This window comes from Enterococcus sp. VV15, assembly GCF_005236045.1.
Lineage (GTDB): Bacteria > Bacillota > Bacilli > Lactobacillales > Enterococcaceae > Enterococcus_B > Enterococcus_B durans.
This window is the reverse complement of the sequence record NZ_QPTY01000006.1, coordinates 58,564-82,996: the sequence shown is the minus strand read 5'-3', so window position 1 is coordinate 82,996 and position 24,433 is coordinate 58,564. Positions and strand designations below refer to the sequence as shown.

The following is a 24,433-nucleotide window of genomic DNA, read 5'->3' as shown; positions in this document are numbered from 1 at the left end:
GTTACATTCAAATGAAAAATCGTTACAAGTTACTAAAATTATACGTTTTTGGTGTAAAATGGAGCTAAATAGTTATGGGAGATGACCGCATGTTAAATATAGCAATTTGCGACGATGAACCTTCATTTCTAGAACAAGCCGAACGTCAAATCATATGTTATCCGAATTTAAAGTTCGACGTTGATGTTTATACGGACAGTGATCAATTGTATAAAAAACTGAAAAAAGACAAATATGATATTTACTTTTTAGACATTGATATGCCTAACTTGGATGGAATTACTTTAGCAGAAAAAATAAGAGAAAGAGATGACTATGCCATCTTAATTTTTTTTACTAGTCATAGAGAATATATGGAAAGTGTTTTTAAAGTACGACCATTTGATTATCTGTTAAAACCTTTAGATAGAGAGAAAACTTGGGAAACTTTGACAAAGGCTATTCGCCATCTGAATGAATTTCCAAATCAATTTTCCTATTTAAGTGAAAAAACTAATTTTGTTATTGCCACAAACGATATTTATTTTTTTGAGAAACAGAAACGAAAAGTAATTATGCACGGAAAAATCGGTAGTAAATCCTTTTATATGGATACAAAAACACTTTTAGAGAAATTGGGTGACGACTTCGTGCAGATTCATACTTCATATATCGTTAACACATATTATATACGTGCTGTTAAAAAAAGAGCTGTTGTTGTTCAAACTTATGATGGTTCTGAAGAGTTACCTATTAGTGGCAAGTTCAACGAACAGTGTAAAGAACAAATCCTAGCAATGTTAGGAGTATGAAATTTATGGCAGTTTATTTTATTAATATCATTTTCACTATTATTGACTGTGTATTAATGGCTTACATTTATAAAAAATCTAGTCCTACACATCCCACAAATAAATGGATAGTTTTAGTGATTATTTGCTTACTACTAAGATAGCCTGCATTTATCTCTATACTTGAAAATTTAGGTTTAAGAGAACCTGTTAACTTAATTTCTTCATTACTTATTTATATTTTTGTTGGAATCTTAATGAAAGTTGAGAAAAGTAGCATTATACTTTGGCCTTGTGTTTTTTTGAGCATTGCGTTAGTTTCAGAGAACATTGCAGGTCTTATCCAACAAAGTTTATCCGATCAACATTGGTTTCCTACTTCTGCCACATCGATTACTCAATATTTTAGCGGATCACTACTCTCAAGTGTTTTAAGAGTAATATTGATTAGTATAATCTTTTCAATGTTATCTCATAAACAACTTGAACAAATACCAAAGCTACCTGATAAAATGGTAATGATGCTGTCTATCATTCCTATATCGTCAATAATTGTTTTATGTACAATTACATTATGGTGGCATAGTCGCTTTTCTTTACCGATATTTGGAGTATTAGGAATAGATTTTGGCGTTTTGGCAATGACTATATTTAACTTGTTCATGTTTAAATTGATTCAAATACGCATTATCGAGTTGTCTAAAAAACAAGCTAGTGAAGTTGTTGTAAAAAAAGAAATTCAATTTTTTACAGATCTGGAAAATAAAGAAAAAAACATTCGAATGATGCGTCATGATTTAAAAAATCAGTATCTCATTTTAGCTGGCTATATTAAGGATAAAAACTATGATGCGGCATTAAACTATATAAACAAATCCATCATAAAACTGGATCATTCGCAAATCAAATTTTATACGAACAATCCTATTCTCAATTATTTATTGAATCAAAAAGCACAACAAGCGATAGAAAATAATATACAAATGGAAATCAAAGCATTTATTCCAGCTGATTTTCATATAGAAAGTTCAATTATCGCTTCGATTTTAGGAAACTTAATTGATAATGCACTAAATGCATGTATTAGACAAAAAGATTTTGAACGAAAAATTTCTATCTTACTAAAACTATCTAACAATAATCTCATTATAAACATTGACAATACTTTTGATCGTGGTGAAATTTATACAAGAAGATGGCGGATGAAAGGAGGAATTGGGTTAAAAAGCGTTCAGAGTATTGTTAGTGAACAGAATGGATTATATAAACATTGGATCGAAGGTGAAACTTACCATGCATCAGTCGTTCTGATGAAAATATATGAAGGAGAGACAAAAGAAAATGATGAAAAATTTGAAAAATCCAGCTTTGAAAGCGATCAAGAAAGCAGCATTGAAAGTGGCGACTTATGAAGCAAACACAATGTGTAATTTTATGTACGGCCAACCAAAGCTTCCCTCAAAAATAAAAAAACTAAGAAAGTTCTAGTAACGGTATATGATTAACAGCTTTTCCAACCATATTGTCTTGCGCTTAATTGAGGCTAATTTAATTTCTAAAGAAGACAGAGAAATTTATACTTTTGGTTTAAGTCAATTAACCCGTTACGTAACATTCCTATTAGCTTGTACTTTTATAGGGGTTGTGAATCATAATCTCTTGGGAATTACTTGTTTTGTAATCTTTTTCATTCCATTAAGAAACACGACAGGAGGCTTTCATTTAAAAAGAGATATGCCCTGTTTCGTTTTTTCTATTTTTACAATTTTAGTATATTCATTGTTTCAATCTTGGTTTGAAATATATTCACCTTACCTTTTAGTTACACTCATTATAATACTTGCATTTCTACAACTTATTTTGCCTGCAGTGGATCATGCAAATAACCCAATTAATCATACAGGATTTAAGATATTCAGAATATATAAGATTAAGGTCATCATCATTGAAATAATATTCAGTTTCCTAGCAATCCTATTTAACTTTTGGTTGGTCCCGAGAACATTATTGATTGCATTGTTATTGAATATCATTTCAAATGTAATAGGATTATTTATTAGAATTCACTCTTTAACATCATAGGTGCTAAAGCGATTTGTAAAATTTAATCAACTCTATAATGAAAGAAAGAGATATGACGTGCTTGTTATCTCTTTCTCTTATTTTTATATAGAATTACTTTTAACCATTATATATTCCATGTAGAACTTTACTAAATCTACTTATCTTTTGATCTTTATAATTTTAAATGTCTTCAATTGGTTCGATAACATCCCAATGTTCTGCTAATTTACCTTTTCAACACAATAGAGATCACAAAAGATTGACAGAATCCCTCCAATATCATAACGACCTTCGGTAATAGCTAAGACAAAATTTCCTTGTCCCAAACTTTTATGGATTTTTTGATAATCGACCACAACACCTTGCTCAATTCGAGCCATTCCTGTTATCATCAAGCCTGAATAGGTGTCGGGAAGATAGAAACTGTGCTGAATATTCTAAATAGCAAGACCAAAATGATTAATAAAACAAAATAGGAAACAACTCCCATTCGGAAAGGGACTAACTTTTCTAATTGGTTAACCTTGTTTCCCTCTTTTAACATCTTACTGTAAATATATCCATATAAAATGTAAGAAACAGTTACTTTCCCAAGATAGGCAACATTCATTAATCTTTCGATATCAGGAATATTCGTACCCTTTTCCCATCTATTCACAACATTCTTACCTGCTGGTCGAGTAAAGTTCTTACCAAATTTTTCCAGTGTCTCATCTCGATTTTTCCAAATCTCTTAGATCGTTTTCCTAGCGCTATTTTATCGATATCGTGTAATTTAAACGAAACATTATCTTGTTTTATATCCAGCAAAATTTCTTTATCCTCGTTAGAGAGAAACACAGCAATTTTTTGTTGCATTTCCTTCGATGGTTTTCTCTTTCCGTTTAAAACATAACTAAGTGATACTTCACTAGTCCCTACTTTAGTAGCCAACTCTTTATTGAGTAACTCGTTCATGTCTCTGTATGCAATTAGTTGATCAATAAGAAGCCCAACTCTATCCTTCTCATCTTTTAATAGAGTTTCTACATTCAGAATTTTACTTAGTGTATCATCTACATCTTTTGGAATTTTCCTTGTTCCTTTTTCATACTTGACTAAAGCACTTTGCGAAATCCCCGCTAAGTCGGCTAGCTTCTTTTGAGACATTTTTTTCTCTTTCCTTAAAGATTTAAGAAATTCTCCACTTATATTTTCAGACATGAAAAAAGCACCTCCTATGAGATGCTTTCATCATACGCTGACGGTTAAAAACCTTCAAGGAAAATATTCCATTTTTGTTAATTTTAATACTACCGTGACAACCGTATGACAGTTTAAACTTTTTTAAACGGGTTAATCACGAATTTTACGCCACTCAAAAAGATTGATTTAATAGGGTTTTCCGTTGAAAACAAGCTATTTCGCATTATCCTGGTCATCCATTTTCAGAACGGCCATGAAGGCTTCTTGAGGAACTTCTACTGAACCGATTTGTTTCATTCGCTTCTTACCTTCTTTTTGTTTTTCAAGAAGTTTTCGTTTACGCGAAACATCTCCGCCATAACATTTTGCCAAAACGTTCTTACGCAATGCTTTGATATCTGAACGGGCGACGATTTTTTGACCGATAGCGGCTTGGATCGGTACTTCGAATTGTTGTCGTGGAATCAGTTTTTTCAATTTTTCAACGATTGCTTTTCCTCGTTCATAGGCAAAGTCACGATGGACGATGAAGCTTAAGGCATCGACTGTTTCGCCGTTCAATAAAATATCCATTTTCACTAGCTTGCTCTTTTGATAGCCTGACATGTCATAATCAAGTGAAGCGTATCCCTTCGTACTTGATTTTAGCTTATCAAAGAAGTCAAAAACGATTTCAGAAAGTGGAATATTATAAACGACATTTACTCGGTAATCATCTAAGTAATCCATGGTGATAAAATCTCCACGTTTTCTTTGTGAAAGTTCCATTACAGCTCCGACATACTCATTTGGTACCATGATTTGTGCCTTGACGAAAGGTTCTTCAACATCTTGGATGGTTACTGGTTCAGGAAAATCTGCTGGGTTGTCTACGACTGTCATAGAGCCGTCTGTTTTATTGACATGGTAGATTACCGATGGTGCTGTAGTGATCAATTCTAAATTGAATTCACGTTCTAGGCGTTCTTGAACAACATCCATGTGGAGTAATCCCAAAAAACCACAACGGAACCCAAAACCTAGTGCTTGGGAAGTTTCTGGTTCGAACTGCAAGGCAGCATCGTTCAATTGCAATTTTTCAAGCGCTTCACGTAGGTCATTGTAACGGGAAGTATCGATAGGATATAGTCCACAATAAACCATTGGATTCATTTTTCGATAACCTGGCAGTGCTTCTTTTGCTGGATTGTTAGCTAGAGTAACAGTATCCCCTACTCGTGTGTCTTGGACTGTTTTGATGCTTGCAGTGATATAACCGACATCACCGACCATCAAAAAGTCTCTTGCAACAGCTTTAGGTGAAAATACTCCGACTTCGGTTACATCGAATGTTTTCCCATTACTCATCAACTGGATTTTATCTCCTGGCTTGACTACACCATCTGTGATACGAACATTCAATACTACCCCACGATAACTGTCATAGACGGAGTCAAAAATCAATGCTTTTAACGGTGCTTCTAAGTCTCCTGGTGGTGCCGGAACATATTCGACGATTTGCTCTAAGATTTCTTCAATACCGATGCCTGCTTTTGCGCTAGCTAAAACAGCTTCGCTTGCATCGAGTCCAATGACATCTTCAATTTCTTGACGTACTCTTTCAGGGTCTGCTGCTGGTAGATCGATCTTATTGATGACTGGCAAAATCTCCAAATCATTGTCTAAAGCCAAGTAAACATTCGCAAGTGTTTGTGCTTCGATTCCTTGAGCAGCATCGACAACTAAAACAGCTCCTTCGCACGCAGCTAAACTTCGTGATACCTCATAGGTAAAATCGACATGTCCTGGAGTGTCGATGAGATGAAAAATATATAGTTCTCCATTTTTAGCTGTATAATTTAATTCTACAGCATTTAATTTAATCGTAATCCCACGTTCACGCTCTAGATCCATCGAGTCTAATAGCTGATCTTGCATTTCACGAGACGTCACAGTGTTCGTCTTTTCCAAAATACGATCGGCCAATGTGGATTTCCCATGGTCGATATGAGCGATGATCGAGAAATTCCGAATTTGCTCTTGGCGTTGTTTCATTTTTTTTATATCCATAGCGTCTCCTCTTTTCTTGTAATCAGCACTTTCCATTATATCAATGAAAAGAATGAATTTAAAGACTTTTTACCTAGTCGGCTTTAGAAGTTTTTTTGCTGAAATTTTGCTATACTAGTAACAAGTAAATAATTGGAGATGAAAGAATGGATCAAAGAGATTTCAGAGAAAATCTTGAATTAAAACCTGTTACAGAAGAACATGTGGATCAGTTCAATGAATTGCTCTCTTATGTCTTTCAAGTAACTGAAGCGGATATTGAAGAGAGCGGATTTGAAAGTAAGCGCGCCTTTATCCGCTCAAAACGACCAATTTTGGAGTTATCTGAAGTATTTGGTTGGTTCCACGAAGAAAAACTGATTTCACAGATTGCCATCTATCCCTGTGAAGTGAATATCCATGGTACGCCTTATAAAATGGGGGGTGTAACTGATGTGGGAACTTATCCCGAATACGCAAATCATGGGTTGATGCAAGACTTGATCATCGTAGCATTAGATAATATGCGTAAAAACAAGCAATGGATTTCCTATCTTTACCCTTACAGTATTCCTTACTACCGTCGTAAAGGCTGGGAGATCATGTCTGATAAACTGTCTTTTAAGATACGTGATACCCAGTTGCCAAAGCAAGTGCCAGTGAGTGGTATGGTGGAGCGATTACCTGTTGATCATCCGGATGTCTATAAAGTTTATCAAAAATTTGCTGGTCAAAATCATGGTGCGTTGTTTCGAAGTGATTTCCACTGGGAAGAATATTGGCGTTTTGAGAATGAGGATGAACGGACAGCTGCTGTTTATTACAATTCTGCTCAAGAGCCGATTGGTGTTCTTTTTTATTGGGTAGCGGAAGAAATTTTCCATGTGAAGGAAATGTTCTATTTGAATCAAGAGGCGCGCAATGGTCTGTGGAATTTCATTTCTGCCCACTTCTCTATGGTCTACTGGGTTCATGGCGATATCTATAAAAATGAACCATTAGCCTTTTTGATTGAAGATAGCCAGATCAAAGAACAGATTGAACCTTATTTTATGGCAAGAATCGTTGATGTGAAAGAATTCCTTGCACGTTTTCCTTTTGCCGCTTCTGCCAAACCGTTCCATTTTATCGTGGAAGATCCGGTAGCTCCTTGGAACAATGGTATCTTTGGCTTGGTTTGGGATGAGAATGAACAGTTAAAAATAGTCAACGAACCTGTTGGCCAACCTGTTCGTCTTTCTGTTCAAACATTGACTTGTTTGATGATGAATTATCGCAGAGCTTCTTATTTGGCCAGGATCGAACGGATCGAAACAGATAAAGAAACATTAAAGACACTGGAATTGATTATTCCGAATATGGAAGCTTATTTCAGTGATTATTTCTAAATAAAGGATGATAAAAAATGAATATATATTTTGCTGCCCCACTATTTGCTAAAAGTGATTTACTCTATAACGCCATGCTTGTAAAGAAGATCCGAGCTGTTTCAGAGGATCTGATTGTTTATTTGCCTCAAGAAAATGAAGCAATCAATGATAAAACAGATTATGCAGATAGCAAAATGATTGCTTTAGCTGATACGGAAAAAGTTTTAGAAAGTGACTTGATGATTGCTTTACTTGATGGATTGACGATTGACGCTGGCGTTGCTTCAGAAATTGGTGTGGCTTACGCAAAAGGTATCCCGGTCATCGGTCTATATACCGACAGCCGTCAACAAGGTGGTTCACACCCTAAGAAACTTGAGGCGTTGCAACAAGTCGCGGAAAATCAATTCCATTACCTTAATCTCTATACAGTTGGCCTGATCAAATTAAACGGATCGATCGTTTCTGATGAAACAGAACTGCTAGAAGCATTGAAGGTCTATTTAAAAGGAGGACAATTGAATGAGTAAAACAGTAAAAAAAGTCCAGATTTCCCTTGTTGTTTTTGGTCTCTTTGTGGTTTGCTACAACATTTTTGAATTTATCACCAATAAATACTCGACGACTCAAGGGATTACATTTATTATTGAATCTTTAGCAGGAATCGTATTGATTTTTCTCCCTCAAATCATGAAGAAATTATTTCATTTGCATATTCCAGATGCTATCGTGCTATTTTATTGGTTTTTCTTGTTTATCTCAGTCTTTTTAGGAACTGGGATGCATTTGATCAGTATCATTTCTTTTTGGGATAAAATCTTACATGCGGTGAGTCCGATGGTGCTGACAGCATTGGGCTATGGATTGATTGGCTTGCTTCTCAAAAAAGCGCCTATCGCTAAAACAAGTCCTTGGTTGTTCTTGCTTTTCGGTTTTGCCTTTGCCGGTCTATGTGGTGTCTTTTGGGAATTCTGGGAATTTCTCTGTGATCAATTCTTAGGAATGAATCTGCAACGATTCGCGGCTTCTGATGGTACACTATTCGTTGGTCGGGCTGCATTGATGGACACGATGGGGGACTTACTGACGAACACAGTTGGTGCCTTGCTCATGGGGATTTTTGCTTGGGTACAAGGAAAAAATGATCCGGCTTATTTTGAAAGCTACCGTTTAGAGATCATAAAAAGCAAATAGCTGAACACACTTTACAGTTGTATGACATCTTAAGAAATTAAATCGAGATTCGCGAAAACTTTTTTAGTTTTTGAGAATTTCGGCTTATTTTTTTAAAAGGATCAACTTTTCGATGGTTATTCGATTTAATAGGTGTGATAAAAATACCCCTTGCTTCCCTCTCTCCTTTTTCTCTTCATTAGCTGTAGGTTAGTTTGATGGGAATCTTGTAAACTGAAACAATTAACTGAAGCTAATTTACTTTGTCTTTCTTCTGGATAAAAAAATAGCTTCCTATTGCCTATCCAATATGCGTGGAACAAAAGTAAGGAATACTTCTGTCCCGCCTCATTTTGGAATGTACTTCAGGAAGCTATTTTCAACTATCTATTTTATTGGTCAATGTTTCGTATCATTCTTCTTCAACTAATTCTTCTGCTTTGAAATGAAGTTTTTCATCAAGTAAAGTGATCGTTACTTTTGATTTAGGTGTAATGCGACCTGACACGATTTCTTTTGCCAAAGGTGTTTCCACTTCTTTCGTAATGAAGCGTTTCAATGGACGTGCACCATAAGCTGGCTCATACGCATTTTCAGCGATCCATGTTTTGGCTTCGTCGCTGATCGTCAATAAGATTTCTTGATGTTCTAGTCGTTTGGCTAATTGTGCCACCATCTTATCGACGATGCCTTTTACATTGTTTAAACTTAACGGTGTGAAGAGGATCGTATCATCGATTCGATTCAAGAATTCGGGTTTGAAATTGCCGCGAAGGATCGTTCGCACTTGTTCTTCGACTTCTTCTGGGATCGTGCCTTCCGCTGTCACGCCTTCTAGTAATAATTGTGAACCAATATTGCTTGTCATGATCAATACAGTATTTTTGAAATCCACGACGCGTCCTTTAGAGTCAGTCAAACGTCCGTCATCTAACACTTGCAATAAAATGTTGAAGACATCAGGATGTGCTTTTTCGATTTCATCGAGTAAAACGATGGTATAAGGATTTCTTCTTACCGCTTCCGTCAGCTGACCGCCTTCTTCATAACCAACATAGCCTGGAGGGGCTCCTACTAAACGAGAGACGGCATGTTTTTCCATATACTCACTCATGTCGATCCGTACCATATGCTCTTCAGAATCAAATAAGTTTTCGGCTAATGCTTTGGCTAGTTCCGTTTTACCGACACCAGTTGGCCCTAAGAACAAGAATGAACCTAACGGACGGTTTGGATCTTGTAACCCAGCACGAGAGCGGATCACTGCATCACTGACTGCATCTACTGCTTCATCTTGTCCGATTACTCGTTTATGCAAGGTTTCGTTCAACTTCATTAGTTTTTCTCTTTCACCTTCAACTAATTTCGTCACAGGAATCCCTGTCAAGCGACCGACTACTTGAGCAATCTCATTTTCAGTCACTGATTCTTGCACCATTTTGATGTCACTATCTTTAGCTTTAGCTTCTAATTCTTTTAATTCTTTTTCTAATTGTGGGATCGTTCCATGACGCAAAACAGCGGCACGTTCAAGATCATAATTGTTTTCTGCATCTTCTAGTTCATGTTTTGCTTTATCGATTTCTGCACGTTTAGAAGAAACTGTATTGACTTCTTCTTTTTCTGTTTCCCACTGCATTTTCATTGCATTCGCTTCTTCACGCAAGTCCGCTAACTCTTCTTGCAAGTTCTTCAACCGCTTCTTGCTGGCATCATCTGATTCTTTCTTTAATGCCGCTTCTTCGATTTCCAATTGCATCAATCGGCGTGTGACTTGGTCCAACTCTGTTGGCATAGAATTCATTTCTACGCGAATAGTTGCACTGGCTTCATCGATCAAATCGATTGCCTTATCTGGCAAGAACCGATCTGTGATATAGCGATCAGAAAGTGTAGCAGCAGCAACTAGTGCATTGTCATGGATATTGACTCCATGATGGATCTCAAAGCGTTCTTTTAAGCCACGTAAAATACTGATCGTATCTTCTACTGTTGGTTCCTTGACTAGTACTTTTTGGAAACGACGTTCCAATGCTTTGTCTTTTTCCATATATTGTCGGTATTCATCCAACGTGGTTGCTCCGATCAAATGAAGCTCACCGCGTGCTAGCATTGGTTTTAGCAAATTACCAGCATCCATGCTTCCTTCGGTCTTGCCTGCGCCAACAATGTTATGGATTTCATCGATAAATAGAATGATTCGACCATCGCTTTTCGTTACTTCTTTAAGGACAGCTTTTAGTCGTTCTTCAAATTCACCACGGAATTTTGCTCCCGCAATCAATGCGCCCATATCTAAAGAAAAAATCGTTTTGTCCTTTAGGTTTTCTGGTACATCTTTGCGCACGATTCGTTGTGCTAATCCTTCAACGATCGCTGTTTTACCTACCCCTGGTTCCCCAATCAACACAGGGTTGTTTTTTGTTTTTCGAGAAAGGATGCGGATCACATCACGAATTTCTTCATCACGGCCAATAATTGGGTCCATTTTACCTGAACGTACTTGTTGGACTAAATCCACTCCGTATTTTTCTAACGCTTTGTATTGTTCTTCTTGATTTTTTGAGGTCACTTTTTCTCCACCTCTCATTTCTTCGATATTGTTTCTAAGTTCTTTTTCCGATAATCCGTTTTTCGTTAAGTACACAGTCAACGGATAATTTTTCAATTTCATCAATGCCAAAATAACCACTTCAGTTGAAAGATATTCGTCACCAAAACTTTCTCTGATTTGGTCAGCTTCATTTAACAAATGAAATAGATTTTGGCTGAGATTTTGACCATATTGGACATTTCCTCCTGATACGGTCGGGTATTCATCAAGCACTCGGTCAACTTCTCTTTCAAAGCCCTCGACGTCTAAGCCGGCATCTGTGTATAGATTACGGCCAAAATGATTTGGTTGTAAAAAAATCTTCCATAAATGGGCAATGTCTATTTCTTGATGTTTCCGAGTGACAGCAATTTGTTGTGCTTCGGCAATCGCTTCTTGTAGCGTAGTTGTCATTTTTTCAATATTCATCTTCTTACCTCCTGAATAAAGAGTCTGAATTGTTTTTCATCAATTCTTTACGATTATTATTATACTCTTTTGGTCAATATTGGTCAAAGAATAACATCGCTTTTCTATCTTTTATCTTACACTTCTTTACCTATTTTTAAAAAAGAAACAGGCTGAAACAAAAAGTGATCTTCTGCTTCCACCTGTTACTATGTTTAGAGAATGTGGACAAATCTAAACATCATGTTTGTTACAGACTCTTGAATAAACCGCGTCCAAAAGTCAGTTTTTTCAGAAATGTCAAAAAAAAGAGTGTGAGAGGCTGGGACAGAAGTGTTTCTTACTTTTGTCCCACGCTCTCGACCTCTCTTATTCGATCAATAATTTTTCTCTTTTTCTCTTTTTACTTCTTTGATCTCTTTTTTTAGTACTTTTCTGCGATCAGCTACGACATAAAAGAACCCGTAGATAAATGGCAAAATAAATGAACTGAAACGATAGAGAAGTAAGGACGAAACTGCATCGACAGTCCCGACTAAAGGTTTGAATAATAACAGATAGACAAATTCAAATGAACCGATTCCCGCAGGCGTCGGGATCACGCCAGACAATACTACCGCAAAGCTAATAAATGAAAAGGTCAGTAAGAAATCGATTTTCGGATGATTTTCGACCAAGAAGATATATGGCATCACATACCAGAACAAGAGCTTGAGCATATTCCAAAAATAGATTCGGAGCAATGCTGTTCGATCTTTTACGATCGTCTGAACTGTTTCTCTAAGTGAATAGATTTGTGTATTGCAAGTATCGACCCATTTTCGTAATCTTTGACTTTTGAATAATTTATTTGACACACTGACAAAGAAAATTTGAAGGTTCAAACTTATTGAGATCAATAACAGAAAAGCAATAATGAGACCCGTCAAGACGATCCCCGCAATAATGAACCAGATCATGGATGGTCCTTTAGAATAGAATAACGAGAACTGGACAATCAAACCAATAATGGCATACATGATCACAGCCATTTTGTACATGATCATGTGCAATGCCGTGACACCAGCGCCTTGAGAGAATTTCATTCCTTTTTTGTTGTAGAAATAAATCTCCGAAATCAATGTTCCTGTGCCGAAAGATACGATCCGATAAAATGCAATATAACAGGATGTCCAGAAGCCGTCCATCGTAGAAAAATCATTGGCGAAAGGTTCTGCAATTTCTTTGATGGAGCGTCCTTCTACAAGTTGATAAAGAGTTCCTAATACTAATGCTGCAACAATAACAACTAAACTTGTCGATAGTAATTCAGCAAATATATCTGCAAATGATTGATTGATCAAATAATAAATAATGGCTAGTATTCCTATCAATAAAAGCAGATTTAAGACTATTTTTGTTTTTGTTCCTTTAGTTGACATTGACTACTCCTTAATGAAAAAAATAAATCAAAATCAAATCAACGAGTACACCCGCCATAAATCCAATTGTAAATTTCTTTTTTCTCGTTTTATGATGAAAGACTTTTCGTGAAAGCAAGACACCAATACCGCCGCCTAGTAAACTAACAAAGATCAAATTACTTTCTGGTACGCGCCATTTTCCTTTTTTTGCCTGACGTTTATCATACCCCATCAAACAAAACAAATAAATATTTACAAGTACCAGATAAAACCACAAAGGGTTATATAAAATTGCATTCATGTTTTTCCTCCAACTAGTCAGAAAAATTATTTTGTTTCTTTTGGAACAAATACAGATAGTCCCTTGGGAACAACGACTAATTCAATTGGTAAATTATCGGTGGTATCACCATCTGTACGAGTGCCAACCTTTTTTTCCTGCGCTTGGATATTGATTTGACTTGCTGTCAAATAAGTGATCCCAGGGACTGAATAGATTTTTCCTTTGATTATACGAGGAAGATAAAAGATAAATCGGAAAATATCAAGAGATGGAATGATCGTTATGTGAAATTTCCCATCATCTGGACTAGCAGAATCATCAAAATTCGTATACCCACCAACAGAATTCGTCATCGTAACTGTCAGTAACTGCGTTTTTCCTTTCCAGTGTTCGTTCTCTGTTTTGATGTCTAGATGATATTTTTTCTTTTTCAGCAATAGATTGACAAAACGTTTCATAAATATCCAAGATCCATATCGTTGTTTTTCCTTTTGGCTGATCCAAACAGCTGTATCAGCGAGTATCCCGATCGTTAATGTGGAAATGATCACTTCATCATTTACTTTTCCATAGTCGATTTTACGAATGGCTTCCCCTAAAATAACATCTGCCGCTTCTTCTTTATCTATAGAGATTCCAAGTACCTTTGCTAGATTATTGACTGTTCCACCGGGTAATAATCCTACTTGATAATGTTCTAGTTTCTTCTGGAAAGCTTGAACGATATGATGGATCGTTCCATCTCCCCCAATGATGATCAAGGTATCTGCCTCGTGTTCTTCTGCTTTTTTTACAAGTGTTCTGTGTTTCACCGAAGGACCGGTTTCCGCTAAATAAACGGTTAGCTCTGGTCGCTTTTCACTCACGTAATCTTTGAACCATTTTGCTAATTTTTCGCCTTCGTCATTTCCTGAGCTTTCATTATAAAAGACCAGCAATTTTTCCATACTCTTTTACCTCCTAATTTCACACAAAAATCAAGGGGATAGACGGTTCCACTTGGAATTCGTCCTCCCCCCCGACGTTTATCGAACCGATCGACTAGCTGACTGATCCGACATCCTATTCAATTTTAAACGTTTGTGTTCAATTCCGCAATTTTTACAATTACATCTGCCGCTTTTTCCATTACTTGAAGAGAAACAAACTCGAAGCGTCCATGCATGTTTTCTCCACCAGCAAATAGGTTAGGAGTCGGAATACCTAGATATGAAATTTTTGAACCATCCGTTCCGCCACGGACTGGTTCAATGATCGGTTCGATTTCTAGATCGATCATTGCTTGTTTTGCTAATTCGACGATACTCATGTCTTTTTCAATGATTTCACGCATATTGTAGTATTGATCGTACATATTGACTTTTACTCGTTCTTGGTCAAATCGACGATTCATTTTTTCTTGGATCTCCGTGATCAATGCTTTGCGAGCTTCAAAGTTTTCACGGTCATGGTCGCGGATGATATAACTCATCGTTGCTTCTTCTGTATTTCCATTCAAGGCCATCAAATGGAAGAAGCCTTCATAACCTTCTGTTTTTTCCGGTACTTCATCTGCTGGCAGTTGGTTATGGAAATCAATCGCTAATTGCAGCGCATTGATCATCGTGTCTTTTGCTGTACCAGGATGGACATTTTTCCCTTGAATCGAAATCTCTGCTTGAGCTGCGCTAAATGTCTCATATTGCAATTCACCTAATGGACCACCATCGACAGTATATGCAAAATCGACATTGAATGCTTCAACATCAAACTTATCCGCCCCTACACCGATTTCTTCATCTGGACCAAATGCTACTTTGATTTCACCATGTGGAATCGTTGGGTTTTTGATCAAGATTTCCATCGCTGTCATGATTTCAGCGATCCCTGCTTTATCATCTGCTCCCAGTAGCGTACTGCCGTCTGTCGTAATCAATGTGTGGCCTTCATAATTTTTTAAATTAGGAAAGTCTTTAGTATTTAGCGTATAGCGTTCTTGGCTATCCAATACGATCACCGATTCCCCGTCATAATTCTCAATGATCTGAGGATTGACCCCTTCCGCATTGAAGTCAGCTGTATCCATGTGGGAGATGAAACCGATCGAACGCACAGGACGATCCACGTTGCTTGGTAATGTACCGATCACAAAACCATTTTCTTCATTGTAGAAAACATCCGACAATCCAAGTTCTTCTAGTTCTTTTTTTAGAACTTGTGCAAAAGCGACTTGTGTTTGAGTAGATGGTGTCGTTTGACTTGTTGCATCTGAGCGTGTTTCTGTTTTAACATAGCGTAAAAAACGAGGTAAAAGATTTTCGTACATAAAATTCTCTCCTTTTAGTTAAATTGAAATGGGTTGGTATCTGTTTCAGAAACAAAGAAGTCAATAGACCAATCCTCTTCTTTTTTCCAAGATTCAAATTTTTCGATAAACTTCTCTTTGCACAATGATTCGATATAATGTCCCGGATCAATGGCAGCAAGGCCGGCGCTCTGCATGTCCTGTGCTGTATGGTAATAAATATCGCCAGTAATATAAACATCAGCTTTTTGAGACAGTGCATGAGGATAAAATTTTTCCCCACTGCCACCACAGATTGCCACTCTCTTGACCATTACTTCTTTTTCTGTGGGACGTACGACGCGAAGTCCGTCTAATTGGAAAGCTTCTTTCACTTTGGCTGCAAAAGTGTCGAGAGACATTTCTTCTGATAATTCTCCGATACGGCCAAGTCCCCATGTTTTAGTTGGCTCATCGATTTTAAACAGATCATAAGCCACTTCTTCATATGGATGAACCGCGTACATCGCTCGAAGAACTTTTTGCTCAAGATGTTCAGGAAAAATGACTTCTACTTTCGCTTCTTGGACCTTCTCCAGTTGACCAGCTTCACCGATTGCAGGGTGAGCTGAATCATTTGGGCGAAAACGTCCTTGGCCGATCGTAGTAAAGCTGGTGGAGTCATAGTTTCCTTGTTGCCCTGCCCCAGCTTGAGCCAATGCTTTACGTAATTCTTCAGCTTGTTCCACAGGTATATATACAGCCAGTTTTTTATAATGACGTTCATGTGTTTTAACTAAGTAGTTTTCGACCTTGACACCGAGCAATTCACAAAACCAATCATTTAACCCATCTTCAATAATATCCATATTGGTATGTGCGGCATACACAGCGATATCGTGTTTCAATAGATCCGCATACATCTTTTCTTGCGGATTATCTGCATTTAAACGTTTTACTGGGCGAAAGATAGGCGGGTGTTTTGCAATCAATAGATCGATCTTTTTATCAATGGCTTCTTTTACGACTTCTGGTCGAACATCAAGCGTCATCATCACCCGTTGGATCGGTTTATTCAACGTTCCAATGTGTAGACCTACAGGATCGCCGTCTTCTGCCAGCCATTGAGGGCAGTATTCTTCAAATTTGCGAATAAACACATTGCCGTTGACTGTCATTAGCCTAGTACCTCCTCAATCATTTTGATTTCACTTTCCATTCGTTCTTTTCTGACTTGCTGATTTGTTGCATGAGTCAGCTGTTGCAGAATCGTTTGTCTCTGTTTCAATTCTCGCTGCCACTTATTGAAAAACACTTCATTGGACTCATTCAATAAGTGAGGTCCAAACATCAATTCTTTTTCACTATAGGTGACTTTCTCTTGTGTCTTTTCCGCCACAAGGATCTCATAGATTTTTTTATTTTCTTCTAAAATCGTTTCTGCAATAAGTTGATAATTGTTCTCTTGCAACCAGCTTCTCAGTGTTCGTTCACCGATATTTGGCTGAAGAATCAGGCGTTCGTTCCCAGATAAGCGTTTTTTTTGTTTGCCAGCTTCTAGGATCTCCCGAATCAATGAACCACCCATTCCAGCAATCGTGATTGCATCAATTTGATCTTCTGCTTCGATTGCATCTAAGCCATTTGCCAGACGTACAGTGATCTGCTTTTCTAAGCCGTCCTTTCGTACTTGTTTCCTCGCTGATTCATAAGGACCTTTTACTACTTCGCCAGCAACTGCAAATTGGATTTTTCCTTTTAACATTAATGCCACTGGTAAATAAGCATGGTCAGAGCCAATATCTGCTAAACGAGCTTTTTCTGGAACAAATTCTCCCACCTTCGCTAAACGTTTAGATAATTCCAAATGGTTCATACCTTCACTCCTTCCACGCCATTATAACATTTTCATTATAATTTAAGGAGATTCGAAAAGAAAAAATTTCAAATCTCCTTCATTTTTTTATTTTTTTCTAAAATCCTACTGCCTATGATCCAATACGTGCTATTTCGATCAAAGAATCAAGAAAGACTATCGGAGGATCTGACCGGGTCATTCGCAAATCCTTCAGTACAAACTTGATTTTATCACCAACACGTACTGAGTCTTTGCCATCTTTCAATTTTTCAGCAGTCGCACTCAAAACCATATCACCAGCACGATCCTTTGATTCTTCTATATTTTTTATGTCCGTTACTCTGATAGTAAGTATTGATTTTTCATTTTCTGAAATATCGATAATTTCTCCAGTGTAGACATACCGTTCTTTTTTTTTTGAGAGATCATCATTCTCTTGGTTTCCGCAACCAGTCAAAGAAAGGAATACGATAGCGATTATCGATGAAAAAATAAGTTTCATGAATACCTCCTTCAAATCATTGTCGTTCACTTATCTGCCGATCGTATCTAGCTACTTGCCTTTAACTCTTACATTGTTTTTTTTGATCCATGTCATTATGTAAAAGAAGCCAGGACAAAGTGTTATGTCACAAGAAAAAAGCAAACATTCCAAAAATTTGTTTTTCAAATTTTTAAAAATCTGCTTTTTATGCTTCGGATTTGTTACTTTTGTTCCAGCTGCTTATTCTATTTCGTTAGGAAGCGAATGTAGTTTTTTTCCACTACTTCCCTTACTTTGCGGTATTTATGTGGACTAGCAAACTATTAATTCAAGTTTTTTTTAGAGAAGTGGTCCTATTCTTCGATCCGCGCTATTTCGACAATTGAATTACCAGGGATCTGCGGTGGGATCGACATTGTCATTATGGAATTTTCTACTAATACGATCTCGATCTGATCGCCTTTCTCGAATGCCTCTTTTCCATCTTTTAGTTGCTCCTCAGACGCATTCAAAATGACACCATCATTCGTAAAAGAGCTTCCGATATTTTCCGAGTCTTTTATTTCTTTTACGTTGATCACTTTGATTTGGATCGTCGAATCATCCGGTTCTGAGATACTTTCGATTTCTCCATTAAAAATACTTTGACCTTGCGTTGCAGAGTTACTTACTTCCGTCGATGTTTCCGCACTGATCGAATCGATCGATGCTTTACTTGGGTCTTCGTTTCCGCAGCCTGTTAATGTAAAAAGTAAACCAGCCACAATCATTGTTGAAAATAAAATCTTCATAAAATTTCCTCCAGCTCATTTTTAGTTGACTTATTTTGATGGTTGCGCCCGACTACTATATGTTTGCCTAATAGATGGATTCGCTTCCCTTTAGGTAGTGCATATAATTATGTAAAGAGGGTGTAACAAAAAATTGCCACATTCTCTTTTTTTTGAATACATGATGTTTCAAAAAATAGTTTTTCAAACGAAAATCCTACAAAATTTTAGCAGTATTTTACGGAAAACCTTTTTTCTTGAAGCTGAATACTTCTGTTCTATTTTCTTTGATACTATCGTATATGGTGTAATGATTTCTGAACAAAACACCTTTCACAACTTTGTATGTTTCATTAAAGGCTCGGAAGAATCATTCAACCATTCCTTCGATTACGCCCAGTCATTTCGATTTCTTTTGTCAAATAACGGATCCGTTCCATGATCCTTTTAGCTTTTAATGGCTCTTCATCGCCACGCTGCGTGACAGATAAATGTTGTTCCAATTCATCCATCGTGAAGTTTGAAGAAAAAAACGTCGGAAGCTGTTCTTGCATCCGATATTGTAGGATCACACCGAATACTTCATCTCTGATCCAACTGCTCATTGCATCGGCGCCGATATCATCCATCATGAGGATTGGTGAACGCTTGACTGCGTCTAATTTCTCCGCCACTTGGTCTTTCCCGATCGCTTGTTTCATTTCTACTGCAAAAGTCGGGAAGTGAACGAGCGTAGTCGTGAACCCTTTGATAGCCAATTCTCTTGCTGTTGCACCTAGTAAGTACGTTTTTCCGATCCCAAAACTACCGACTAGATATAGTCCCTTGTAGTACCCCTTAGGATCAGCACTATAGTGTTCGACAAAATCAAGCGCCTCGAAGCTGGCATAGCTCCGACCATCTGTACGTTCGAAATTTTTGAATGAGGCATCTTGGATATCTTTTGGCATATCCACTGCTTTGATCCGACTTTTGATCTCTTCTTGTCTTTTTTTCGCAAGCAAAGCTTCTGTTGGTACATACGTCACATCGACATAGTGGAAGTTCAGAGTCAATTTGGGCTCATAGCCTGGTGCGATCATCGTGGGATCGTTTTTTTGATACTTCCGTTTTTCTTGAACAAATTCATACAGTTTAGCATAACTTTTTTCAATATCTGCTTGTGTCAAATCTTCTTGATGTTCTGATAAGAAACTTTGAACATCTGGATCGTTCAAGACTTCTTGGATCATCTCAGTAAATTTCTGTTGATAATCTCTTCTGCTAATGATTTTCTTTAGCTCTTTTCCGACATCTTCCACTAGCTATCGCCCTCCTTTTTTGCAAAATATTCTTTAAATCTACGTTCGATCTCTGCCTTTTTCTCACTACTGATTTTTTGTTCCTCTTTTGGTTTGTTTACCCAATCAGGGAGTTTTTCACGGCGTACGTTGCGCCGCGTAGATGCGTATGACTGTGTTGTCTTTTTTTTCGTTTGTTTTGCTTGATTACTGATCGTACGGATATGCTCGATTGCCTCTTCTGGAGTAGTAATCTTATTTTGGGCCCATTCATTCGCAATCGTGTTGACGAAGCTTGCATTTAAACTTGCTTGATTTCTTATGACCAACACATAGTTGACTAAAATATTGATCACACTACTTGATAAGCCTGAACGAGAAACTAAGTCTTGCATCAACCATGTTTCTTGTTTTGAGACAAAACCGCCTTTTTCTTGTTTTAATGCTTCAAGATACTTCATTGGTGGGATACTTTGGGCTTCTTTAATCAACTCTACTATGGCGTTCGGTAACGAACTGTCAGCAGTAACCGTTTCTTCTCTACCTGTTTCTGGACTTGTTGGATCACTTTTTTTGTTTTTTTGTGCTTGACTTGTCAAAACAATTCTTTGCAGTTCTTTTGTCGAGACTTTTTGTTCAGAAAAATCATATGCTAGAACGATCCATTCACCGATAGTCAATTCATCCACGCCGTAAAGCTGATGGTACATCTCGATTTGTTCTTTTAATGGATCTTCAAGAACTGGAATATGTTTTTTTGTCAGCCACTCTGTCAAAAATGCCCAATCAAGTTTAGGTTGGTCTGAATTAGATACCAATGAACCTGGTTTTTCTTGTTGAAATCCTGTTTGCACATTTTCGATCTTGTCCTGATTAGCAGCATAAGCAGCTTCACTGAACCGATAAACTTCCAAAAATTTTTTCGTGATTTTCTGGTAGCTTTGAGACGAAAATATCTTTGGTTGGAATAATTGGACTAACTGTTCATAGCGGCGTTCTCCCACTTTTTCTAAAAGCAAGAAGGAAAGTACGCTATCTTTGAAAAAAGCGAAGGCATCCATTGGTTCTAATAATTCATAAATAAAACAAGCTCCTAAGCTGGTGTCTTCTTTGTAAAAAACATCTAAAAGACCGATTCCTTCTAATCGCTTACGGGCTTCATAAAATTGGGGCAATCCACAACTCAAACTACTCAAGAGATCTGCATGCAATCCTTCTGGTGATTGGCCATGTTCAGCTGATATTTCTGATAAGAGGGTCAAATACAGACTCATGGCTTCTCCACCGATCAATGGCTGATACAGGTACAACAAGGCGGTTCTTCCATCTTCTTTTAGAGGATGACTTTTTCTTCCTTGGTAGATATTTTTGGGTTGAAGCTCTTTCCATGCATTATCCAAGGAAATAGGCCTCCTTACTTCTTATTTTTCTTTATTGTTTTCTTTTGCTTTATCAACGATATCTTGCAATTCCTTTAAGAAAACAGACATATCTTTAAACTGGCGATAGACGCTTGCAAAACGAATATAGGCTATTTCATCAAGATTGACTAAATCTTCCATGACATATTCCCCAATCAATGTGGTCGATACTTCGTTTTCACCAAGACTTCTGACCCGGTTTTCTACGTGGTTCACGATTTGTTCCATCTGCTCCATCGCAACTGGTCGTTTTTCTGCTGAGCGGATCAATCCACGCAAGATTTTGTCACGATTGAATTCCTCACGTTCACCATTCTTTTTGATGACTAATAATGGTGCCGCTTCGATTCTTTCAAATGTAGTAAAACGAAAAGAACAACTTTCGCACTCTCTTCTTCTTCGGATTGCTCGCCCATCATCTGCCTGTCGGCTGTCAATAACACGAGAATTATTATGTTGGCATCTAGGACATCTCATTTTCTTCACCTCTTCTTATGAGTGTTTCTATCAAACTACTATTTTCATATCAAATACCCAAATCTTGAAAGTAGAAATGGCTGATTTGATGGACTTCGATTAAATGATCGTTGCTTACAATAGTAAATACGTTTTTTCTTATAAATATTTACATTTTTTCGATTTTTTACAAACTGCAACTAGTTGTATTATAACACGAAACGTGTATTCAACGCGACTTTCCTGTACAAAAAAAAGCGAATACAAGAACATTTTTTTCCAATTTTATACGTAATTTGTTCGATTTCTATATTCACATTGGACGTGTGAAATAGAGTCCTAGACAACTAGCCTTGTCCCCACATTAAGGCTACTTATTTTGCATCGGACACACTCGTTGTAAGATCGACAGGTATAGTTGTCTTATTTCTCTTTGTCCACCGAGAGCAATCGTATAAGCCAACTGTACTATTTTGTCATGTACGACTATGATGATTGTTTTCCCGCTCTCATTCAACTGGGGCGATATTTCTAAAAATTTTATCGCTATTTTTGGCTAGTTGATCCATCAGCAAAAGTCTAGCTTAGTCTGATTTTAATAGCACAATTACTTCAAACGTTGATCAAACAGACAAACACCGATCACAACAATTTTGAGATTGACTGAACTTCTGGGCTATCTTTAGAAAATAAAAAATAAACCAAAATCCTCAGGTGTTATCAAGGACTTGGTTTATTCGTGTATTCATTCAACTCATTTTTTGCATGTAGATCGATCAAAGTTTTTCTTCGATACCCGTATAATGTTTCATACGTTGTTCGTCGATTTTTTGCTGATTAGGGATATGTTCTGCTTCAGGAAGCGGAGCTTTTTTGCGTTCACTCTTTGCTGTTCGTTCTTTCGTTAAATCTTGATTTTTCGCTTCTGCCTCTGCTTGCTCATCTTCAATTTCATTTATTCTAGCTTGATACTTTTCTTCATTTTCTTTCGCAATTTCTGCTTGAGTACGGCCTTCATCTTTTAATTCTTCCTTATTAATGAGTTCACCGATCTTTTCTTTTGCTGAGCCAACTACTTTATCTTTTTGATTTTTAAAAGTCCCCATAGCAATCCTCCTCTTTGATTTATATTCAGCATAGCAAAATTACTGGATATACTCAAAGAAATCGATTGCGAGATTCCGCTAACCAGTTTTTGATCTGTGCTTCGATCATCTCTTTACTCCTACTATTATCCAAAACGATATCAGCGAGTGCTTTTTTTTCTTCAATGGACAGCTGGCTGCTAACTCGCTGTTTTGCTTCTTCAAGGCTTAGATGATTTCTTTTCATTAGTCGCCGTATTTGGATGTTTTCAGGCAGATAAACCACTGCCACTGCATCCATGAGTTGCTCATAATTCCCCTCATAAAGAAGCGGGATGTCTGCCACAACTAACGGGTATTCAGTTTTCAATTGTTCGATTTGTTCTGTGATCGCTGTACGGATGAACGGATCAAGTAGCCGATCCATCTTTTTTCGTTCCTCGACAGAATTGAAAACGATTTGTCCCAATGCCTTCCGATCAAGGGTGCCATTTTTTTGGAGGATCACATCTCCAAATACACTGACTAGTGCCAATAATCCTTCGCTTTTCGGTGCGACTACCTCACGAGCGATAATGTCCCCGTCAACAATTGGTATACCATGATTGCTAAATATAGACGCTGCTGTACTTTTTCCTGTAGCAATTCCACCTGTCAATCCCAATACAAAACCTATTTTATTTTCAGTCTTTGGCAATTTGGACAATAGTGCGTCCCCCTTTGCGCTACTTTAGTCTTAACAATTGATGTATGACAGCGAACGCAAGGCTGGCCAGTTTGTCCATAGACATGGAGTGCTACTTGAAAATTCCCCGCTTCACCTAATGCATTGAGGTAACTTCTGATCGTGGTTCCTCCTGCTTCTATTGCACGTGACAATACATCAATGATTGCTTTTCTTAATAACTCGATTTCTTTTGGTTTCAATGTATTGGCTGGTTGCTCTGGGTGTATTTTCGCTTCCCAGAGTGCTTCATCCACGTAGATATTTCCTAGTCCTGTAACTAATTTTTGATCAAGTAATAAAGGCTTGATTGCCTTATGGGACTTACTCAAACCCAGAATAAACTGATCGAGCAAAAATTGATCTGGTAAAGGTTCCGGCCCTAATTTCAAAATACCTTTATACGTATCACTCGTTTCCTTATCAACGAGTGTCATACGTCCAAACTTACGTACGTCATTGTATCGCAGCTGGCTTCCATCTTCAAAGAAGAATAGGACGTGTGTATGCTTATCAATAGGCTGATTTGTTTCAACAAATTGATACTTCCCTTCCATTCGCAAATGTGAAATCAACTCATAATGACTTAAATGGAAAATCAAAAATTTCCCTCTTCGTCCTATTGACTCGATTCGTTCACCAATCAATATCGCTTCAAAAATCGGTGTTTCTGGCTGTTCAATGATTTTAGGCCACAATACTTGTACTTTTTTGATTGTTTTTCCAGTGACTAACCGCTCCAAGCCTTTTCGAACAGTTTCAACTTCTGGTAATTCTGGCATTATTTCACCTTCGATTCTTTCGCTCTTTTTTCA

General features: G+C 37.3%; 22 protein-coding genes and 2 pseudogenes. 7 read left to right on the top strand and 17 right to left on the bottom strand.

Going from position 1 to position 24,433, the window contains the following annotated elements:
• Window positions 1-74: 74 nt before the first annotated feature.
• The 4 genes from DVW83_RS04115 (at window position 75) to DVW83_RS16080 (ending at window position 2,852) form a co-directional block, all read left to right on the top strand.
• Window positions 75-791: a LytR/AlgR family response regulator transcription factor gene (locus DVW83_RS04115; protein ID WP_104661499.1), complete on the top strand. Its 717-nt coding sequence runs from the start codon at window positions 75-77 to the stop codon at window positions 789-791.
• A 236-nt stretch (window positions 792-1,027) separates the two neighbouring features.
• Entirely contained in the window at window positions 1,028-2,182 is a 1,155-nt protein-coding gene (locus tag DVW83_RS04110; RefSeq protein ID WP_137239062.1) for a sensor histidine kinase, read from the top strand.
• Window positions 2,112-2,258: a cyclic lactone autoinducer peptide gene (locus tag DVW83_RS16085; RefSeq protein ID WP_370684371.1), complete on the top strand. Its 147-nt coding sequence runs from the start codon at window positions 2,112-2,114 to the stop codon at window positions 2,256-2,258. The genes DVW83_RS04110 and DVW83_RS16085 overlap by 71 nt, the downstream gene beginning before the upstream one ends.
• 9 nt (window positions 2,259-2,267) lie before the next feature.
• Window positions 2,268-2,852, top strand: a complete 585-nt coding sequence (locus DVW83_RS16080; RefSeq protein ID WP_104661502.1) for an accessory gene regulator B family protein — start codon at window positions 2,268-2,270, stop codon at window positions 2,850-2,852.
• A gap of 463 nt (window positions 2,853-3,315) precedes the next feature.
• On the opposite strand, the pseudogene DVW83_RS04095 reads toward DVW83_RS16080, so the two are convergent.
• Together DVW83_RS04095 and lepA are read right to left on the bottom strand one after the other, a co-directional pair.
• Window positions 3,316-4,037, bottom strand: a pseudogene (locus DVW83_RS04095) (helix-turn-helix domain-containing protein); the annotation flags it as partial.
• A 195-nt stretch (window positions 4,038-4,232) separates the two neighbouring features.
• Entirely contained in the window at window positions 4,233-6,068 is a 1,836-nt protein-coding gene (lepA, locus tag DVW83_RS04090) for a translation elongation factor 4 (RefSeq protein ID WP_104661503.1), read from the bottom strand.
• Window positions 6,069-6,214: 146 nt separating this feature from the next.
• Between lepA and DVW83_RS04085 the strand changes: the two genes are divergently transcribed.
• Genes DVW83_RS04085 through DVW83_RS04075 form a run of 3 tightly spaced genes read left to right on the top strand, consistent with a single transcriptional unit; the run spans window position 6,215 to window position 8,611 of the window.
• Window positions 6,215-7,435 carry a GNAT family N-acetyltransferase gene (locus tag DVW83_RS04085; protein WP_104661504.1) on the top strand — a complete coding sequence of 407 codons (1,221 nt, stop codon included), beginning with the start codon at window positions 6,215-6,217 and terminating at the stop codon, window positions 7,433-7,435.
• Between the two features lie 17 nt (window positions 7,436-7,452).
• Window positions 7,453-7,947, top strand: a complete 495-nt coding sequence (locus DVW83_RS04080; RefSeq protein ID WP_104661505.1) for a nucleoside 2-deoxyribosyltransferase — start codon at window positions 7,453-7,455, stop codon at window positions 7,945-7,947.
• Window positions 7,940-8,611, top strand: a complete 672-nt coding sequence (locus tag DVW83_RS04075; RefSeq protein WP_104661506.1) for a hypothetical protein — start codon at window positions 7,940-7,942, stop codon at window positions 8,609-8,611. Before DVW83_RS04080 ends, DVW83_RS04075 begins: the two co-directional genes overlap by 8 nt.
• Window positions 8,612-9,002: 391 nt before the next feature.
• Here the strand turns inward: DVW83_RS04075 and clpB are convergent, their stop codons facing one another.
• From clpB to mutM, 15 genes and pseudogenes are all read right to left on the bottom strand, one after another.
• Window positions 9,003-11,612, bottom strand: a complete 2,610-nt coding sequence (gene clpB / locus DVW83_RS04070) for an ATP-dependent chaperone ClpB (protein ID WP_104661507.1) — start codon at window positions 11,610-11,612, stop codon at window positions 9,003-9,005.
• A gap of 356 nt (window positions 11,613-11,968) precedes the next feature.
• Window positions 11,969-13,012: a lysylphosphatidylglycerol synthase transmembrane domain-containing protein gene (locus tag DVW83_RS04065; protein ID WP_104661508.1), complete on the bottom strand. Its 1,044-nt coding sequence runs from the start codon at window positions 13,010-13,012 to the stop codon at window positions 11,969-11,971.
• Window positions 13,013-13,022: 10 nt separating this feature from the next.
• On the bottom strand, window positions 13,023-13,295 hold the full coding sequence (locus DVW83_RS04060; protein WP_104661509.1) for a DUF1294 domain-containing protein: 273 nt from the start codon (window positions 13,293-13,295) through the stop codon (window positions 13,023-13,025).
• Between the two features lie 26 nt (window positions 13,296-13,321).
• A complete protein-coding gene (locus DVW83_RS04055; protein WP_104661510.1) occupies window positions 13,322-14,224 on the bottom strand; it encodes a diacylglycerol/lipid kinase family protein in 903 nt (300 codons plus the stop codon).
• 125 nt (window positions 14,225-14,349) lie between these two features.
• On the bottom strand, window positions 14,350-15,582 hold the full coding sequence (gene pepT / locus DVW83_RS04050; RefSeq protein WP_104661511.1) for a peptidase T: 1,233 nt from the start codon (window positions 15,580-15,582) through the stop codon (window positions 14,350-14,352).
• A 14-nt stretch (window positions 15,583-15,596) separates the two neighbouring features.
• On the bottom strand, window positions 15,597-16,718 hold the full coding sequence (locus DVW83_RS04045) for a Nif3-like dinuclear metal center hexameric protein (protein ID WP_104661512.1): 1,122 nt from the start codon (window positions 16,716-16,718) through the stop codon (window positions 15,597-15,599).
• Window positions 16,718-17,416: a tRNA (adenine(22)-N(1))-methyltransferase gene (locus tag DVW83_RS04040; protein WP_104661513.1), complete on the bottom strand. Its 699-nt coding sequence runs from the start codon at window positions 17,414-17,416 to the stop codon at window positions 16,718-16,720. The genes DVW83_RS04045 and DVW83_RS04040 overlap by 1 nt, the downstream gene beginning before the upstream one ends.
• A gap of 112 nt (window positions 17,417-17,528) precedes the next feature.
• A complete protein-coding gene (locus DVW83_RS04035; RefSeq protein WP_104661514.1) occupies window positions 17,529-17,900 on the bottom strand; it encodes a hypothetical protein in 372 nt (123 codons plus the stop codon).
• 335 nt (window positions 17,901-18,235) lie between these two features.
• Window positions 18,236-18,673 (bottom strand): LptM family lipoprotein, encoded by a 438-nt coding sequence (locus DVW83_RS04030; RefSeq protein WP_104661515.1) that lies wholly within the window; start codon window positions 18,671-18,673, stop codon window positions 18,236-18,238.
• A gap of 353 nt (window positions 18,674-19,026) precedes the next feature.
• Window positions 19,027-19,953, bottom strand: a complete 927-nt coding sequence (gene dnaI / locus DVW83_RS04025; RefSeq protein WP_104661516.1) for a primosomal protein DnaI — start codon at window positions 19,951-19,953, stop codon at window positions 19,027-19,029.
• Window positions 19,953-20,720: pseudogene (locus tag DVW83_RS16075) on the bottom strand (DnaD domain protein); the annotation flags it as partial. The pseudogene DVW83_RS16075 and the gene dnaI, both read right to left, overlap by 1 nt.
• A 633-nt stretch (window positions 20,721-21,353) precedes the next feature.
• Window positions 21,354-21,830 carry a transcriptional regulator NrdR gene (gene nrdR / locus DVW83_RS04015; RefSeq protein ID WP_005879863.1) on the bottom strand — a complete coding sequence of 159 codons (477 nt, stop codon included), beginning with the start codon at window positions 21,828-21,830 and terminating at the stop codon, window positions 21,354-21,356.
• A 755-nt stretch (window positions 21,831-22,585) separates the two neighbouring features.
• Window positions 22,586-22,915 (bottom strand): hypothetical protein, encoded by a 330-nt coding sequence (locus tag DVW83_RS04010; RefSeq protein WP_005879865.1) that lies wholly within the window; start codon window positions 22,913-22,915, stop codon window positions 22,586-22,588.
• A 52-nt stretch (window positions 22,916-22,967) separates the two neighbouring features.
• Window positions 22,968-23,600: a dephospho-CoA kinase gene (gene coaE, locus DVW83_RS04005; protein WP_137239060.1), complete on the bottom strand. Its 633-nt coding sequence runs from the start codon at window positions 23,598-23,600 to the stop codon at window positions 22,968-22,970.
• Window positions 23,567-24,400, bottom strand: a complete 834-nt coding sequence (gene mutM / locus DVW83_RS04000) for a DNA-formamidopyrimidine glycosylase (protein WP_104661519.1) — start codon at window positions 24,398-24,400, stop codon at window positions 23,567-23,569. The genes coaE and mutM overlap by 34 nt, the downstream gene beginning before the upstream one ends.
• Between the last annotated feature and the right edge of the window lie 33 nt (window positions 24,401-24,433).

Excerpts from the sequence above, each read along its gene's own strand:
- DVW83_RS04115 (WP_104661499.1), top strand. The coding sequence starts at position 75 with ATGGGAGATGACCGCATGTTAAATATAGCAATTTGCGACGATGAACCT.
- DVW83_RS04110 (WP_137239062.1), top strand. The coding sequence starts at position 1,028 with ATGAAAGTTGAGAAAAGTAGCATTATACTTTGGCCTTGTGTTTTTTTG.
- DVW83_RS16085 (WP_370684371.1), top strand. The coding sequence starts at position 2,112 with ATGATGAAAAATTTGAAAAATCCAGCTTTGAAAGCGATCAAGAAAGCA.
- DVW83_RS16080 (WP_104661502.1), top strand. The coding sequence starts at position 2,268 with ATGATTAACAGCTTTTCCAACCATATTGTCTTGCGCTTAATTGAGGCT.
- lepA (WP_104661503.1), bottom strand. The coding sequence starts at position 6,068 with ATGGATATAAAAAAAATGAAACAACGCCAAGAGCAAATTCGGAATTTC.
- DVW83_RS04085 (WP_104661504.1), top strand. The coding sequence starts at position 6,215 with ATGGATCAAAGAGATTTCAGAGAAAATCTTGAATTAAAACCTGTTACA.
- DVW83_RS04080 (WP_104661505.1), top strand. The coding sequence starts at position 7,453 with ATGAATATATATTTTGCTGCCCCACTATTTGCTAAAAGTGATTTACTC.
- DVW83_RS04075 (WP_104661506.1), top strand. The coding sequence starts at position 7,940 with ATGAGTAAAACAGTAAAAAAAGTCCAGATTTCCCTTGTTGTTTTTGGT.
- clpB (WP_104661507.1), bottom strand. The coding sequence starts at position 11,612 with ATGAATATTGAAAAAATGACAACTACGCTACAAGAAGCGATTGCCGAA.
- DVW83_RS04065 (WP_104661508.1), bottom strand. The coding sequence starts at position 13,012 with ATGTCAACTAAAGGAACAAAAACAAAAATAGTCTTAAATCTGCTTTTA.
- DVW83_RS04060 (WP_104661509.1), bottom strand. The coding sequence starts at position 13,295 with ATGAATGCAATTTTATATAACCCTTTGTGGTTTTATCTGGTACTTGTA.
- DVW83_RS04055 (WP_104661510.1), bottom strand. The coding sequence starts at position 14,224 with ATGGAAAAATTGCTGGTCTTTTATAATGAAAGCTCAGGAAATGACGAA.
- pepT (WP_104661511.1), bottom strand. The coding sequence starts at position 15,582 with ATGTACGAAAATCTTTTACCTCGTTTTTTACGCTATGTTAAAACAGAA.
- DVW83_RS04045 (WP_104661512.1), bottom strand. The coding sequence starts at position 16,718 with ATGACAGTCAACGGCAATGTGTTTATTCGCAAATTTGAAGAATACTGC.
- DVW83_RS04040 (WP_104661513.1), bottom strand. The coding sequence starts at position 17,416 with ATGAACCATTTGGAATTATCTAAACGTTTAGCGAAGGTGGGAGAATTT.
- DVW83_RS04035 (WP_104661514.1), bottom strand. The coding sequence starts at position 17,900 with ATGAAACTTATTTTTTCATCGATAATCGCTATCGTATTCCTTTCTTTG.
- DVW83_RS04030 (WP_104661515.1), bottom strand. The coding sequence starts at position 18,673 with ATGAAGATTTTATTTTCAACAATGATTGTGGCTGGTTTACTTTTTACA.
- nrdR (WP_005879863.1), bottom strand. The coding sequence starts at position 21,830 with ATGAGATGTCCTAGATGCCAACATAATAATTCTCGTGTTATTGACAGC.
- DVW83_RS04010 (WP_005879865.1), bottom strand. The coding sequence starts at position 22,915 with ATGGGGACTTTTAAAAATCAAAAAGATAAAGTAGTTGGCTCAGCAAAA.
- mutM (WP_104661519.1), bottom strand. The coding sequence starts at position 24,400 with ATGCCAGAATTACCAGAAGTTGAAACTGTTCGAAAAGGCTTGGAGCGG.